Genomic DNA, 15,463 nt, shown 5'->3' with positions numbered 1-15,463 from the left:
AATCTATCTTTAGTTGAGTTTGAATATATCGATCGCTCCTGTTCTTAGTTTGCGATCGATTATTCAGCAAACCCTATTTACGGTCGATCGACTTAACAAATTGTTGCACAGGCTGTGGTAGAGCCGGCACAAAAGTTTTTCTAAAACCCTTAACATCGAACACTCGCCACAAAATACCTACCGCTACCGTCAAGAAAAATAACGCTCCCAAAGAATTGAACACAATAGACAGAAAACCGCCACCCCTTTTTTTCGGAGGTGTAATATGTTTCATGCGATATACAGCCGGCTCGTAATCTCTTGACTCCTCGCGACTACGCCGCGGCGTTTTGGGGCGCGAACTCGCACTGCGTTTCTCAGTCAAACCCGTTTTATTAGTTTTAGTAAAACTGCTGGCCGACTTCAATTCAGAAGCACCACGGGTTCCCGTTAACTGGCTAGCAGAAGTCCCCGTTTTGCCAACAGCAGCATCCTGAATTCTGCTGTTAGAGCGCTGAGTCGATTTGCGTTCGGCGAGGGTACGCATCAAACTTTGCAATTGCTGAGTCGCCGCCGGCGGGCGTTCCCCTTTCCTCGCCCAATTTAACAGCATCGCCCCGGTAATCCCGCAGAGATTCGTAGCCCCTACAGAAGCCAGCCGCTTCAGCAGAGGCTGGCTGTTGGACACAAAAATCACCAATGCCTCCGGGTGTTCCTGAGCCAAACCGTAAACGCACTGAGCCGTCGCCACCACGAGCATTGCTGGCTTGCTTTGATTTTTGATCGAAGGTTCGAGAGCTCGGTGTGTTTCCTGAGCGTCAGTTGCAATCCAGCCGCTGTCGGCAAAAAATCGCATAAACTCTCTAGCTACTTGCTCTTGCTCTTTTTCGACCGCTTGCCCTGTCAGACGATCTATTTCGTCGTACACTACTTCCGGGATATAGCAAGTTCCCACCTTGGCATATTCTTGCCACACTTGGGTTCTGCCAGTCATTAAAACATCTGCATCAAAAGTTACCAATACAGGAGGAAGTTGATTAGCCATGACTTTATCCTATAGGCTCAGATAAGTTATTTAAACTTAATCGATCAAGTTTAAACAAATTTTGGGTTATAAAAAAATCAACTTTTGGTAGTAGAGAAATTGCCCTGGGCGGAGGCCTTAATTGGAAATTAGTAGTTAGGAATCCGATCGCGCTTCAGTTCCCAGTTTGATCGCTCAATTCCTATATTCCACTAATTTACCGCAACCCAAGAGCCTATTACCAAAGATGCGCGACTACTGCTAGTTCCCGATTCCCAGACGGCCAGCCAAAGCCGGAGTCAACGGCAACAGCGCAGCAATCATCAAGAACAAAGCTAGCAAACCCAAAGCCGCGCGAGCGTCGTCAGGCTCAGTCAGCTCGTTGAGGCTCGGCCGCTCCAGATTCCGCTGTAAAATCAGAATCACGATCGCCCAATACAGAGCCAAAGGATTAACTAAAGAAACGATGGCCAGCACCACAAAAGTCGCCAAAGTAGTGCGACTGGCTATTTTCCGACCGTAAATGGCTTGCACGATTCTACCCCCGTCCAACTGTCCCGCCGGCATCAAATTAATCGCCGTTATTACCAAGCCCAACCAACCGATAACTACCAGTGGGTGAACGTCAACAATCTGCTGCTGCAACGCCGAACCCAAAACCACTTTTGCCAAAGTTCCCACCAAAACCGAGCCCTTGAAAAATTCTGCGGGAATTTGAAACAAACTGCCGGGGTGAGACAGCAGCAAACCCGTTACCAGCATTAGCACAGAAACTATTCCCCCAGCCGCTGACCCGGCAAAAGCAATGTCAAACAAAACTTTACGGTTGGGCAGCAGCGACTCAAAACGGTCGATCGCTCCAAAACAACCTATCTGCAAAGTTGGTATAAAAAACGGCCAACTCAAGCCAACCTTGTACCGATTTGCCAGCACTCGGCGAGCAATTTCACCAGAGCCTAAAACCGCCCAAATTCCGGCTGCAATTGGCAGAACTTCTAGATATCTAGTCGGCGAGTTAAAGAAATCGAAACCTAGCAGCAAACCGCCTGTTTCTAAGCTAGTAGCAATTGTTGCCAGCAGCAGCACGACTGCTAGGATTTTTTGAGACACGGTTGTTGGCTGCGGGTCGTTGGTGCTGGGCAAGATAATAACTACGGGCTTCTCGTCCTGATTTTCTACTAAAAATAGGCGGTAGCGATCGTTTAATCTTTCTTCCAAACTTGCCGTCAAACGTGAGTGTACTTGTTCTGGGTCTCCCCGGAGATTCCCTTTCAAGATTACCCCATCTTGATAGGGAATCGTTTCTGTGGCAAAGAAAGTATCAATTCCAAAGATGCCTTTAATTGCCTTGAGGTCTTCAACTGGAACGGGAATTATTTCTGATTCATTATTCGCAGGCGACGAGGTGACGATCTTAATGGTTTCTGGGCCAGGTGGTCGCTGCGACTCAGGGCCCGAGAAAGCATCGCTTTGGGACTTTACCTCAGCAGCATCCGGCCGCGGCAGCACTGTATCAGATGCAGCCTTACGCAATTGCCGGCCCAGATAAATGTACAATCCCGTGGATGCCACGAACAGCAACAATACCGCCACTAGATTGAGGTAAATTCCGGCGGCGAACAAACCAAAGAACAACAGCCAGGGACTCATCAGCGCAACAGACTGCAACCAAGCCAAAATTCCCAGTTTGCCAAAAGGTCTGGCGCGATAAAATCCCCAACCCAGAATTCCCAGAGCAACCAATACGAGCGCAATTGTTGCCGTATTTTCCGATGCAACTATAGGCATTCCGGTTGCTTGCGCCAATAGGGGCTTTAATCGGTCGATCGGGCTGCGGTCGAGTAATAGCATTAAATTTTGGGGAACATGAAATAGAGTTGTTGGGAACATATCCAAACCTGTCGGAAACTAGCCTGATTACTAAGGATAACCCCTGAGGGCTACTCGGCCCACAACCTGCTGCTGGTGCTGTTTGAAGATCGCAGGATCTAGGCTATTGACACACTAGACTTTTTATGATACCACATCTGCTGTGGCAAACCTATACTCAGAAGGGTAGCAGTATCGATCGCCCAGAAGCGGGCAGATTGGCCCGGGTTTGGCAGGCGGGGCTTTTTTAAGGATTTGTTTCGGATTCCGGAATCCGAAACAAATCCGAAGCAAATAAGATCTCAGCCTCTGTTTCCTTGGCGGTAGAAAAGTGCTGAAACCCTTGATATCATTAAATTTATGTAACGGGTACGGCAGGACTTGAACCTGCGGCTCGCTGCTTAGAAGGCAGCTACTCTATCCAACTGAGTTACGCACCCAACTCAAAAATCGCTAACAAGATTATTGTATCGGTGCAGTGTGCGATCGAGCAAGTAAATTATGTGATGACTTACCCAGCAACCGCTTTGATGTACAAAAATATGGCGTGTAGGGCAATGGTTCGGGAAAAAAAACCAAGGTGATGAGAGTGCCTGTGCCTCCAGGACTGTATCTGACAAAAGCTGGAGCGACTCACCTGTAAACAGCACAATTGTAAATTTACAATCACAACTAGGTAGGACGTGAACTCGGGTAAAGTATTTAGAGGTCGAGGTGAAACCCAATTATTTGGTCGATCGGACATCTCTCCCAATTAAGACGGAACTCAGACACCACAATAGTCACAGGTGCTTTTCCCCTGATTTCTATTGGTTATGTTAACATCCCCTAGTGACAAAGCCTAAAACGCTGACCGCATTACCGACAAACAGAGATCGTCCTCTGATTTGAGGTATGAGTTGAGTCAGAATGACTAATTTGCTGATATTGAGTTATGTTGGCTAACATTCTGCTCGACTTGATATTTGATAAAAATGTGGTAGAACTAGGATTGAAAGACTCAGGTGAAAATCCCTGATGGTACGGAGCCTCTATATAAGCTTCCTCTACGGCATCAAAGCAAAACAGTCAATCGCCCGCTCGGCACGAGCGCGAAAATCAAGCGTTGCCAGTACAGCAGTCCTAAATTGTGCGCGGGGGATTTTCCTTCGTGCATTGATTTATACGCCAAGGCGGAGAGACAATCTCAGCTTAGATATTTGTTAGCATTTGTTAGCAAAAAAGTATCGGAACGCTTGAGGAGAGAACCATCTCTGGGTGATCGGGAGCAATCCTGCTAATTTAAGTGGACTCGCTGAATCAAGAATCCCCTCGCCTTTAGGCATGGGGAGTAGTGTCAAAAGCACAGCACCTCGGCCATGACAGGAGTCAAATCGCAGTGTCATGTTTATTCTGAAACGGCAGGATGTTGAAATAACCAATTTTCAACACCCAAAACGGGATCAACAAATTCCCATTCTCAATTATCAGGGGCAGACTTTTCGCCTGATCAGCGCCTTTAACGGCAAGCAAGCAGAAGACGCCAGAGCCTTGTGGCGGGACTTAACCGACAACCGAGGCAAAGCCTGTGTTCTGCTGGAAGAGCCGGATAGATATAGCGTCTGGGGAAAAGTCCGTTTAGATCAGCTTGCCGGTGAAGAACCGGCAGGGAATGAAGCAGCCAAAGCACCACTGTTCGCGCAGGCTTGTCTGCTGCTCCTCCAAGCTGTTTACTTCGATGTAGAAGACCTTTTAGGCGCAAGGCAAGCCACATCGTTTCAGAAAGATATCGCCAAGGTATTTCAGCAGGGAAACTTCCCCCAGGCAGACTCCCCTGATGCGATAAAAAACTGGCTAACCGTTAGTCCCCTGCAAAATCACAAGGTGCCTCCTTGGCAAGAGCAGCATCTCAAGACCTTATTGCAAGAACTCCACCGCTTGGGCAAATCATATTTTGGCAATACGGACTTCGCGGAGGGAGTGAGCGATGTGCTGCAAGATATGCCAGCACCGGATCGGACTCAGTTTCTAGATTGGCTGAAACAATCAGCCCTCAACAAGTTGTGGATCGCAGGATAGAAAATCTCTGACAATTGCTCAGACAATTGGGTTCCGATAATGGAGCTTAGATAATTGCAGTGTAGGGGGTAGGCGATATACAGGTTGGATGGCCAACTTGTATTGACCAACCAAATTGTTGATTCGGTTTGGATGCCACCTATGATCTGGCAATTTAACTAAGTTTCGATCGCAGCCCCCACCCACAATCATTGATCCGAGTGGGGAAGAGTGAAAGCAAAAAAACAGATACCTCAACCTTTGAGGGGATAATTTCCGAGATAGATTTGGTAGTGTAAAAACCTTAAGGGTGGAGACATCTACCGTAGGTCTATCATTATATTTCCGGGTACAAGATCGACTAACGACTAATTTATTGAATTAGTAAATAGATATTATTCTTGCTTAGTCTTTCTAGAGTGTACGAGGGCCAAAGTCCCGACGACACACTGAGGACGCCAGTTATTCGGGAAGCGTCAGATCAAGGTTTTTTAAGGTTTTTTGGCGAAAGAATCCTCATCTCCAATCAAAGATTGAGATGGGGTGCGTTCAACCGCTAGTTAGGTCTCGTGGAATCCCTATGAGTAGCACTTCAGAAAAGTCATCTACATCTTCATCTTTACTTTCAGCTCAGACCCTAGTGATTGCGGGCATTGTCTGGGCTGTCATGGCGCTGCTGTTCTTTTTGCTGTTCAGCGTCCCCCTCTCAGCAGAAGAGGGTTTACCTCTGTGGTACTCGATCGGCACTTATATTTTTGAATGCGGAGCATACTTGGGAGCGGCTTTAGTCTGTTTTAGAAACTGGCAAAGCCCGCACATGGTCAGCGGGCGCAACGTCTGGCTGGGCATTGGTCTGGGGATGCTGTTCTATTTCCTAGGCGGCGTGCTGTTCGGGATTTGGGAACTCTATTTCGGGTTAGACCCGGACGTGTCTCCCGCAGATGCGTTTTATCTGGGCAGCTATATAGTCCTGATCGGGGGCATGGTTGTAGCTGTGACTTCCAAGCGACTGAATCTAGAAATTTGGCAGTGGGGGTTGTTAGCGGGAATTGCAGCCTTCGGGATTGCTGTAGCTATTTGGGTTGCTGCACCTGACTCTTGGAGGGCCCAGCTAGGAATGGCTCCGGCAGCCACTCAAGAAGTAGTGACAGAATCTGAACCAGCAACCACTGCCACAGGAAGAGCGCCTACTTTGGACAATTCGTCCAAGATACAGGCAAAAGGAGCAACAGCGACTGATCCTGCATCCGCACCCGAAGAAGCAGCAGAAATCAAAGCTCCGGCATGGGTGATGGCACTTGACAAGCAACTGTCACCTTACAAAAATGCAATCAATTTGTTTTACATCGTCGGGGACGTTTTTCTGCTGATTATTGCTACGGCACTGCTGCTGGCGTTTTGGGGAGGACGTTTTTCCCAATCTTGGAGGATGATTGCGGCTGCGACTTTTTCGCTTTACATCGCAGATATGTACTTTAAATGGCGCGATACTCAGGCTGAGGGTAGTTATCAAAGTGGCAGTTTGCTGGAAGTGTTTTTTGTTTTCAGTGCCATCTTGTTTGGGATTGGAGCTATCTTGGAACATGATATCTCAACCCGTTCTCGCCAGAGCAGGCGCACTCGTCGCGCAGCCTAGCGATTTGAGATGAGGGTTGCTTTGGCAAGCGATGGGGACGCGAAAGCTGTTTGCCCTTGTCGGCATCTCTGAGCTTGAAATCTAAAATGAAAAATCACAGTTCGCTGACAGCTAGCCTGCGTCTTTTCACGTCTTTTTGCTGGAAAACTTGGCATGACGCCTACAAAACTCTCCGATTCAGACAAACGCGAACTCATCAGGCTGTACCGACAGTCAAACGAGAATACTATCACTCTGGCAAAGCGCTACGGAGTGAGCAGTTCCACTGTAAGGCGCATCCTTCAGGGTGCTTTGTCGGAGCCGGAATACGAATTTCTAGTCCAGCAAAAACAAAAGCGTTTGTCCGATCGCAGCAGTGTTTCTGAAGCGACAGAGAAGACTACTGAGTCGTCGCCAGATGGCGAAATCGATCCTGTAGGTGTCCCCCCCCTGTCGGAGTCAGTCCCTGTCCAGCAGTCTGCCTCAAATTCGAGACCGACGATCCGAAAGCGTTCTGAGTCAGTCCCTGAACCAGTTGCAGAACTCAAAATTCGAGGGAATGTAGAGTCGGATTTGGATGTTTCTGATGTGCCCGATGCCCAAGCAGCCAATCTTGCCGATCAAAGCCACCGCGCTGTTGTGACTGGTGAACTAAAGGCAATGCTGCCAGCAGAAGGGCTGCTGGCAGGTGAAGACTTTAGCGATTTCGAGGACGACGACGAGGATGAGGATGAGGATGAGGAGGATGAAGACGATTTAGATGACGACTTCGACGAAGATTTAGAGGATGAAGACTTTCTGTTTGAAGGCAGTCTCCTAGGTTCACTATCGTCGGGCGAGTCGATCGAGCTTCGGGGTACAGGACTGATTCAAGTTTTGCCTTTAAGCGAAGCATCTCTGCCCAAAATTTGTTATTTGGTGGTCGATCGGGCAGCGGAGTTAATCACCAGACCTCTAAAAGCTTTTGGCGAACTGGGTCAAATTCCGGCGGCGGAAATTCGCGAGAAAACCCTGGCAGTGTTTGACAATCACCGAGTGGCCCGCCGATTTGCTACTCGCAATCAAAGAGTTTTCAAGATTCCTGACAGCACTATGCTGCAAAAAGCAGCGCCTTATTTGCGAGCTAAAGGAATTACTCGGCTGCTAATGGACGGTCAGGTATATTCCCTCTAAGGGATCAAATCTATTTAATATTGTACGGTGTCAGATTCTTCGGGATTTGCCTGAAATTTAGGACGCGAGTTTTGGGAATCTGAAAGGTTCCACAGCGGTTGCAGTAGCGCACCTCCGATCAGTCCTGCACTTAGGCTCATTGCCAATACTACTCCTACGGGGAGTTGTATAGATTGAAAAAAGATAAAGTTTAAGGATACTGGAGCGGCGTTTTGCACTGAGATAATGCCGATCGCGCTTACTAAAATTGCTACTAAAAAACTAATGGCGAGCAGAGGAATTGTTTTCATAAACGAGTTGACAGGCTAGTGATTTAACTTATATACTTGTTTTTATAATCGAAATCTGTGTAAAAATTTTATTTTTGCAAACACCCCATTATTTAATAATATACAATTTTATCGCGATAAAAGTCAAGTAGATTCGGCAAAGATTTATGAATTTTTTAAATTAATTAAAAATTTAACAAACATAAATAAATTTACACTTCCCAAATTTTAACAAATCCCAGTGTATTGCAAATATATAAATGGCCCAGCAGTATCGATGATTAATGTTCAGAGGCTTTGCAAGAGTTATCAAAAATACGTAAGGTGCGCTTCGGCGCACCTCACAATCCCAAGCGCTAGGGGAAAAACCCCCCGTTAGAATAGGTAGAAACTTAAACAGGTTCTAATTGGGAAATTACCTTTTCCATGTGTTGGGCAACTTGGCTTTCTTTTTCCACAGAATTGGTTTCCATGTAAACGCGCATCAAGGGTTCGGTTCCCGAAGGCCGCAGCAGAACCCAGCCACCGTCTTCAAGATAAAGTTTAATCCCGTCTTTGCGACCGATTTCCTTAACGCCGATACCTGCTACTTCTGTGGGGGGATTCTTGGTAAAAGATTCCAAAACGGCTGCTTTGTGGGCTTCTTCTAGGTGCAAGTCCAAACGTTTGTTGTACAGCGGGCCGTCGGCTTCTTTAATGGCTTCTTCGACTAGCTGAGAAAGCGGTTTGCCTTCATAGGCGATCGCCTCAGCCACTAGCATATCAGCCAAAATCCCGTCTTTTTCGGGAATGTGACCCAAAACGCTCAAACCGCCAGATTCTTCGCCACCGATGAGCACCGCTGTTTCCCGCATTTTTTCGCCGATGTATTTAAAACCGACTGCGGTTTCGTAGATTGTTAAACCGTACTTGGCGGCCAAATTGTCCAGCAAGTGGGTAGTTGCGACTGTACGGACGATCGCCCCAGTCAATCCTTTATTCTTAACCAAGTGACGCGCCAGCAGCAAAAGCACAGTATTTGGAGTTAAGACATTTCCCAACTCGTCAACAATACCAAAGCGATCGCTGTCGCCATCGGTAGCCAAACCCAAATCTGCCGAATCCTTCTTAACAGCTTCCACCAACTCAACTAACTGTTCCCCCTTGGGTTCGGGCATTCCACCACCAAACAGCACGTCGCGGTAGGTATGAAAACTTTCGACCTCACAGCCGCAGTGTTCCAAAACCCCATCGAGATAGCCGCGAGAAGTCGAGTAGAGAGCGTCGTACTTCACCTTCAACTTAGCAGAGCGAATCCGCTCCACATCGATCAAAGTATAAAGAAACTTCAGATATTCGGGTTTCGGGTCAAAACTGGAGATTTTATCGTTGTGGCTGCCTTTGGCTGGGGCATCAGAAGCACCACCAATATTTGCCACAATTGTATCAGTAATTTCCGGGGTAGCCGGACCCGCGTAGTCGGGGATGTATTTGATGCCGCAGTAAGGCGCGGGATTGTGCGAAGCCGTGAACATCAGGGCTCCTGCGGAGTTGAGATGCTTGGCGCTGTAGGCGATGACTGGTGTGGGGCAATCTCGATCGACCACTTTCACAGTCCATCCCAAATCTGCCAATACTTCCGCCGAGGTGCGGGCGAACTCGTCTGCCAGAAAGCGGGTATCGTAGGAGACTAGAACTGGGCGGTCTTTGGTGTAAGCGGTTTCTAGGTAACTGGCGATCGCCCGGGTGACTTTTCGCACGTTGGCAAAAGTAAAGTCATGGGCAATCAGTCCCCGCCACCCATCGGTTCCGAACTTAATTTGTGTTGAATTGCTGCTAGCGCTCATTTTATCCACTTCCTCTCGTCCTACTAATCCTACCCGAAGGCATAGCCTTAAAGACTACTGGCCGTGCTGTTTGTGAGGATTGATCGCCAGTAGGGCCCGCATCAACCTCATCCTATCGTTGTAGGGACAGGCTTCGGCCTCGGGCAGGACTCGAACAAGTCAGAGTTGGCAAAATGTGGGAGTGATCAGGCTAGTCAGTCGCTAATTCCGGTTTTGAAGGGCCGTTTGCCGATCAAATGGACGACGATCAATTGCGGGCGATTCCCTACGGGATAGCTTCGCTTCACGGGGAAGCTAAAAAACTGATCACAAAAAACGGCCCTGGCAATGGCATTAACGAAATGCACATAAATCTCATCCTAATCTCAAATTTTATTTTTTATTTAGAAAAGCCGATCGTTAAATTTGTTAGGGTTTCCTAACAATCGCCTGACTCAAAATACATTCCTAATTCAGCTAGAGAAATAAATTAACCAAAGTCACCCCTAGCTCGTGCTGTAGCCTAGCTTCATTAAGAAATTAGGGCGATCGACCAAAGCGCTCCAAAACCAAGATAAAGTATTTAAAGCAGCAGTTTTTTTGAGGCTGATTTGACTTTAATTATCAGATTTTAAGACCAATTAAATTTATTTCCCGTCCTCTTTATAGGTAAAAAAAATAAATTATGCTCGCGATCACAGGGTGATGGTGATCGCGAGCACAATCAATAACGTTATTAACGTGCAACTTATAAAAGATGCAGGCAGTCGAGCCAAATGGCTTATAGCTTTAAGCGTAATGGCTGATGACTGTCCGCGTAAAAAGGCAGAAAATTGTAGTTAACAACGTTAAAAATTAGGGGAATCGATCGGGTGCGACTTAATAAAAAAACGAGGTTTATCATGACGGGTATTTCACAAATATCTTCAAAATCTTTACCAGCAGCCGACCAACTTCAACAGGGCGCAAGTCAGGCGTCCCAAGGTATTACCGGACTGGACACTGATAAACTCCCAAAAGCTCAAGGTGTCAGCGTTTCTTCCTTCGCAGTTAGCTGGGCAAAAAAATATTACAGTACAGTTGCGACACGAGAGAACCAAGCGCCACGTCAAATTCTCCCAAGCCTCGATTTAACTAATTTTGAGGGAAATAGAGCCCCAATAGTTGAAAAATTGACAGATACCCTGAACTTAGCCAGCGAGATAGCTTGGAATAGGGTAGAAGCCCTTTTAGGGAAACAAATAGAGCGGCACGCGATCGATAAGAGCTTAATTAATCCTTTAGAAATTGCCGCCGATGCTCGCACCTTATATCGGAAGGCAATAGACGCTTATGCGGATAGAGAACCTGTTTTCCGCTTGTCAGTGCTGGTGGGAAAAGATATTATCAAAGTGAGGCGAAAATACTCAGAGACAGATCCCTTAGTGCTGGGATTTGTGACAATGGAGTTTCAATACACTAGCAAAATCTTGTTAGGATGTCTTTCGGAGTCAGAGCGAGCGGAATTTGCACCCTACTTAAAAGTTGTAGACGACTACCTGCATATTCCCTACGGAGAAATTAACGAGGCTGCGGCGAATCAGCCCCCGAATTCAAGAGCTCTATTAGCCGTTCAGCATTTGTTGCAGCACACGACTCAGATTGCTAGTGCAGTGTACGATCGAGCTAGTGCCCAGCATCAAGGATACCGCAGCAGCAGCGGGTATTTGACCGATCGCGAGGTAAAAAATTCTGGTATCCGGGATGTCGAGATTTTTCAAAGCTATTTGTGCTGGTGCGTTTTGGAAGGTAGCATTCACCCGGTACAGCAAGAATTGTTTCCAATTTGCGTGATGTTGTACCCGAAACTTCATGTAAGTTGGGAGTTAGTGCAGGATATGCTGCTGATTTTGTTTTGGGAAATATGCGAGCGACTTCCTGCTGAAGATTTAACGGTATTTGTACCTTACTTGCGTACTTTGACAGAGCTGTTTTCCAGGGATGTGTTTGATAATTAGGTAATTGCTAATTGGTAATTGCTTCAAAATTTACCAGTTGCCTATTTAAAACTAAAAGCTGCCACTGCCAAACATCCCCAACCAACAATAAAAGCAACTCCCCCCAGCGGCGTAATTGCACCCAGCCATTTGATGTCGCTCAAACTCAGGGCGTACAAGCTGCCTGAAAAGATGATAGTGCCGGCAATAAAAGCCCATCCAGCCACTGCAAAAAAGGTTTGAGACTCTTGGGCGCGGCTCAAGAGTAAAGCGACGAGTAATAGAGCCAGGGCATGGTACATTTGATATCGGGCGCCGGTCTCAAAAATGGTTAAAGCTCGATCGCTCAATTGATTTTTCAAAGCATGGGAGGCGAAAGCACCGCCTGCAACGGATAAACCTCCGAATACGGCTGCGGCTGCTATAAAAATGCGAATTAAAATTAGCGTTGACATAATATTTATTGAAGAAGGAAGAAGGAAGAAGGAAGAAGAAAGAAGGAAGAAGGAAGAAGGAAGGAGGAAGAAGGAGGAGGGAAAAACATCTAATTGTTGATATCGAATGTGCGCGGTGCGTGCCTTACTTGTCATTGCGAAAGTCCGCGAAGCAATCGCATAGTAGAGATGTTCACTGGCCTAACTCTGGGAAAGGAAGGTGCGCTAGGCGCACCCTATGCTGATAAAAAATTAGCTTTTTTGCAGATATTTTGACCCTATTTCCGCACAGCTTCCAGCAAGCGAGAATAGTAAAAGCTAGTGCTAGTCATCGCTGTTCTGTTAATAACAAAACCATTGTTTTCTAGGATTTTGATAATATCAGCTTCGCGGTGCTGGTAAGCCCGAGTAGTTTTGCTAGGGCCGGGGAAAAGTTCACCAATTTTTTTGAGGGCGGTGAGTGCTAAAGTTTTGGGTGCAAAACTAAGAATTAGTCGCGATTCGGCGATAGAACTTAGGTGAGCGATCATTTCCGCAGCCTTATTTTGAGGATAGTGGATTAGCACATCCAAACAAATCACTGTGTGGAATTTGCCGGTTAGAGCTTCCAAATCTTGGGCGGCGAAGGAGATGTTGTAGAGCTTGCCGGGAACTGCTGTCGATCGATCGTAAGCTTCTGCTACCATCTTTTCAGAGATATCGCTAGCGCAAACAATTGCCCCAGCGTCAGCCAGAGGAATGCTCAGAGAGCCTACACCGCAGCCAGCATCGCAGACACAAAGCCCGGGCAAATTGCCGTCAGCTTGCAGCCATTCGATGACTGTATCCACCGTTTTCTGGTGCCCGGTGCGGATGTCTAGCTGAACTTTATTGACTTGGCCCTCGCCGTAAATTCGCTGCCAGCGATCGAATCCCGTCGAGTTAAAATACTGTCTAACTATAGTCTTGTCGTCTACCAAATTCATCGATCTGCCTGCTGCTGAGTTATTGCCAACGGTTAAATATTATAAAGCCGCAGGGACAGTTATTGTTGACCGAAAGTAATTTAGTCCGGGACCCCCGGATTCATCCGTAGAGGGAGAAAAAAGCTCGCTCCTCATTATCACAAGCCCCCGGATTCATCCGTGGCGTCGCTTTCTTTAATTCTTCAATTCTTCCATTCTTCAATTCTAAAATCTAAAATCTAAAATCTAAAATCGATTGACACTCCCCACCCAATTAAATTGAGTTAGATTTACTTATACGGGCGATCGCAACTCGAACAATCCGGAATTGAGAAACTAATTCCATAAAAACCGAGTTCAGCCGAGCGCACATTCGAGCGATTATTTTAATCAGCGCTAACTTTAAAAAATATGGTGCTACAAGATCATTTCCGCCCGCCGCTGTCGGTTCGCCGTCACTGGCACGCCTTTCACAACGCCTGGGCGACTTACATTGCATCCGATTTGAATGCCAAACTACCCGCAAATTACTTTGCCGAGCCCAACGTGCAGTTTGGGATTGAAATTGATGTAGCAGCTTTTGAGGAACCTCTACCGGAGTTTGATTGTCCAGAGACGGTAATTCGTTTGCCAAGAGATTTCCCAAACAATTGGATGTCACCCCCAGCCCAAAGCGTGCCTTTTCTAACTGCGGCGGAAACCGTGCAAGTCAGTATTTTTAACACTGAAGCCGGTCCGGTATTAGCCGGTGCAATTGAATTAGTAAGTCCTGCCAACAAAGATAGTTCTACTCATCGCGGTGCTTTTGTTTCTAAGTGCGAGACGTATTTGCGCCAGGGAATTGGGTTGGTAATAGTTGATGTTGTGACGGGAAGGAAGGAAAATCTTCATAATGAATTGTTAGCCCGTCTGGCGGGAGGAAGCGCTTCGCCCTTCGACGCTGAACTCTATGCTACAGCTTATCGACCGATCGAGCGAGACGGCAACCAATGCCTCGATATTTGGCAGGAAAAACTGGCTGTGGGCTGCGCGCTTCCTGCTTTACCGCTGTGGCTGCGGGGCGAGATTTGCTTGGCTGTGGAATTAAATAATATTTACGATCGAACGGCTCTCCTGAGTTTATGGTGTAAAATGTACATACTAATACATTTACCATTATGAGCTTCCATCTAGACTATCTATTAGCCTTGCCTGGAGTCAGGGTTGAAACTTGTACTCAAGTTGACGGAAAAATTTTCTTGGGACTGAGTATTCTATCTGAAAGAATTGTTTGTCATCATTGTAAACAATCTACCGAAAAACTGCATCAAAATAGACCAGTTTTAGTAAGAGATTTGTCGGTTTTTGGTCGTCCTGTGTATTTAAAAATCCCACGGCGGCAGTTTTACTGTCCTAGTTGCCAAGGGTATCCCACAGAAAGAATAGATTTTTTGGACGTTAAAAGACGGCATCCTCAACGATACGAACAAAATATTTATGAGCGTGTAAAAAAAATCTAGTATGGAGCAAATTGGACGAGAAGAAGGACTCAGTTATGACGAAATAAAAATAATATTTGAGCAGGTAAATAAGAGCAAAAAAAAAACCAATTGGAAACTCACTAAACGAATTTCTATGGACGAGATAAGTATGCGAAAAGGTCAAGGGAATTTCGTGACTGTTGTTGGTGACATTTGTTGCAAGTAATTTAATTGAGATGATTGATTCTCATTGCTCGGAAGAAATCATTGAAGTCCTTATGAAACAGCCGATTTAGGTTCGGAAACAAGTTGAGGAAGTGAGTGTTGATATGTGGGGAGGATTCCCTAAAGTTATCAAAAAAGTATTCCCTAATGCCCTAGTTGTTATTGATCGTTTTCATGTAATGAAAGTAGTTAATAAAAACTTAAATAAGTTACGTATAGCAGCCGGAATAACAGATAGGAAAAGTAAATATTTATTATTACGTAATCGAGTAAATTTAAATCAAGAGCAGATTGATAAATTAGAATTGACACTAGGGAAATCCGAATGTTTGCGAATTGCGTATGAGATGAAAGAAAAATTTAGAGAAATATATGAGAGTAATTTGACGGTCAAAAAAGGGCAGAACAAAATCAAAGAATGGCTAAATCATGCACAAGTATTTTTTAGAGAATCTGCATCAACACTTGAGAATCATTTTGAGGGCATTTGCAACTACTTTCTTCATCGCACCACAAGTGGAGTCATGGAAGGAATCAACAATCGGATTAAGTTGATAATGCGGCAAGGGTAAGCTCTTGTGCATTTAAAACGCATATTGGTATAATATAACATAATGATATTCAGAAAAAGTGAATGCCTGCTAAAAATTTTC

Annotated in this window: 14 protein-coding genes and 1 tRNA gene; 8 read left to right on the top strand and 7 right to left on the bottom strand. The window is 46.0% G+C overall.

Annotated elements, in window-relative coordinates:
- Window positions 1–73 precede the first annotated feature (73 nt).
- The 3 genes from QUA04_RS25005 to QUA04_RS24995 form a co-directional block, all read right to left on the bottom strand.
- Complete coding sequence (locus QUA04_RS25005) at window positions 74–1,024, bottom strand: PIN domain-containing protein (RefSeq protein ID WP_333262185.1); 951 nt, start codon at window positions 1,022–1,024, stop codon at window positions 74–76.
- 240 nt (window positions 1,025–1,264) lie between these two features.
- Window positions 1,265–2,893, bottom strand: coding sequence for a site-2 protease family protein (locus QUA04_RS25000; RefSeq protein WP_333262182.1), 1,629 nt, complete (start codon window positions 2,891–2,893; stop codon window positions 1,265–1,267).
- 345 nt (window positions 2,894–3,238) lie between these two features.
- Window positions 3,239–3,312: transfer RNA gene (locus QUA04_RS24995), tRNA-Arg, on the bottom strand.
- 943 nt (window positions 3,313–4,255) lie between these two features.
- Here QUA04_RS24995 and QUA04_RS24990 point away from each other — a divergent pair.
- The 3 genes from QUA04_RS24990 (at window position 4,256) to QUA04_RS24980 (ending at window position 7,697) form a co-directional block, all read left to right on the top strand.
- Window positions 4,256–4,930 (top strand): Npun_F0813 family protein, encoded by a 675-nt coding sequence (locus QUA04_RS24990; protein WP_333055855.1) that lies wholly within the window; start codon window positions 4,256–4,258, stop codon window positions 4,928–4,930.
- 559 nt (window positions 4,931–5,489) lie between these two features.
- Window positions 5,490–6,545 carry a hypothetical protein gene (locus QUA04_RS24985; protein WP_333262179.1) on the top strand — a complete coding sequence of 352 codons (1,056 nt, stop codon included), beginning with the start codon at window positions 5,490–5,492 and terminating at the stop codon, window positions 6,543–6,545.
- A gap of 153 nt (window positions 6,546–6,698) precedes the next feature.
- Complete coding sequence (locus tag QUA04_RS24980) at window positions 6,699–7,697, top strand: hypothetical protein (protein ID WP_333262176.1); 999 nt, start codon at window positions 6,699–6,701, stop codon at window positions 7,695–7,697.
- 14 nt (window positions 7,698–7,711) lie between these two features.
- On the opposite strand, the gene QUA04_RS24975 is transcribed toward QUA04_RS24980, so the two are convergent.
- On the bottom strand, window positions 7,712–7,987 hold the full coding sequence (locus QUA04_RS24975) for a LapA family protein (RefSeq protein WP_333038499.1): 276 nt from the start codon (window positions 7,985–7,987) through the stop codon (window positions 7,712–7,714).
- 371 nt (window positions 7,988–8,358) lie between these two features.
- A complete protein-coding gene (locus QUA04_RS24970) occupies window positions 8,359–9,792 on the bottom strand; it encodes a phosphoglucomutase/phosphomannomutase family protein (RefSeq protein ID WP_333262173.1) in 1,434 nt (477 codons plus the stop codon).
- 236 nt (window positions 9,793–10,028) lie between these two features.
- On the opposite strand from QUA04_RS24970, the gene QUA04_RS24965 reads away from it, so the two are divergent.
- Together QUA04_RS24965 and QUA04_RS24960 are read left to right on the top strand one after the other, a co-directional pair.
- Complete coding sequence (locus QUA04_RS24965; RefSeq protein WP_333262170.1) at window positions 10,029–10,214, top strand: hypothetical protein; 186 nt, start codon at window positions 10,029–10,031, stop codon at window positions 10,212–10,214.
- A 459-nt stretch (window positions 10,215–10,673) separates the two neighbouring features.
- The gene (locus tag QUA04_RS24960) at window positions 10,674–11,768 is read left to right on the top strand and encodes a hypothetical protein (RefSeq protein WP_333262167.1); all 1,095 of its coding nucleotides are present in this window, start codon (window positions 10,674–10,676) and stop codon (window positions 11,766–11,768) included.
- 41 nt (window positions 11,769–11,809) lie between these two features.
- Here the strand turns inward: QUA04_RS24960 and QUA04_RS24955 are convergent, their stop codons facing one another.
- Window positions 11,810–12,202, bottom strand: a complete 393-nt coding sequence (locus QUA04_RS24955) for a DUF423 domain-containing protein (RefSeq protein ID WP_190661484.1) — start codon at window positions 12,200–12,202, stop codon at window positions 11,810–11,812.
- A 257-nt stretch (window positions 12,203–12,459) separates the two neighbouring features.
- Window positions 12,460–13,146, bottom strand: a complete 687-nt coding sequence (gene bchM, locus QUA04_RS24950; RefSeq protein ID WP_333262164.1) for a magnesium protoporphyrin IX methyltransferase — start codon at window positions 13,144–13,146, stop codon at window positions 12,460–12,462.
- A gap of 390 nt (window positions 13,147–13,536) precedes the next feature.
- Here bchM and QUA04_RS24945 point away from each other — a divergent pair, with 390 nt between their 5' ends.
- The 3 genes from QUA04_RS24945 to QUA04_RS24935 all read left to right on the top strand — a co-directional run bounded on the left by QUA04_RS24945 (window position 13,537) and on the right by QUA04_RS24935 (window position 15,382).
- The gene (locus tag QUA04_RS24945; RefSeq protein WP_333262162.1) at window positions 13,537–14,286 is read left to right on the top strand and encodes a DUF4058 family protein; all 750 of its coding nucleotides are present in this window, start codon (window positions 13,537–13,539) and stop codon (window positions 14,284–14,286) included.
- Window positions 14,283–14,624: a transposase family protein gene (locus QUA04_RS24940; RefSeq protein WP_333262159.1), complete on the top strand. Its 342-nt coding sequence runs from the start codon at window positions 14,283–14,285 to the stop codon at window positions 14,622–14,624. Before QUA04_RS24945 ends, QUA04_RS24940 begins: the two co-directional genes overlap by 4 nt.
- A 278-nt stretch (window positions 14,625–14,902) precedes the next feature.
- The gene (locus QUA04_RS24935) at window positions 14,903–15,382 is read left to right on the top strand and encodes a transposase (RefSeq protein WP_333262156.1); all 480 of its coding nucleotides are present in this window, start codon (window positions 14,903–14,905) and stop codon (window positions 15,380–15,382) included.
- Window positions 15,383–15,463 lie beyond the last annotated feature (81 nt).

It is taken from the genome of Microcoleus sp. S13_C5 (genome assembly GCF_036700845.1).
In the GTDB taxonomy this organism is placed as follows: Bacteria; Cyanobacteriota; Cyanobacteriia; order Cyanobacteriales; family Microcoleaceae; genus Microcoleus.
This window is presented reverse-complemented; position numbering and strand designations above follow the sequence as displayed.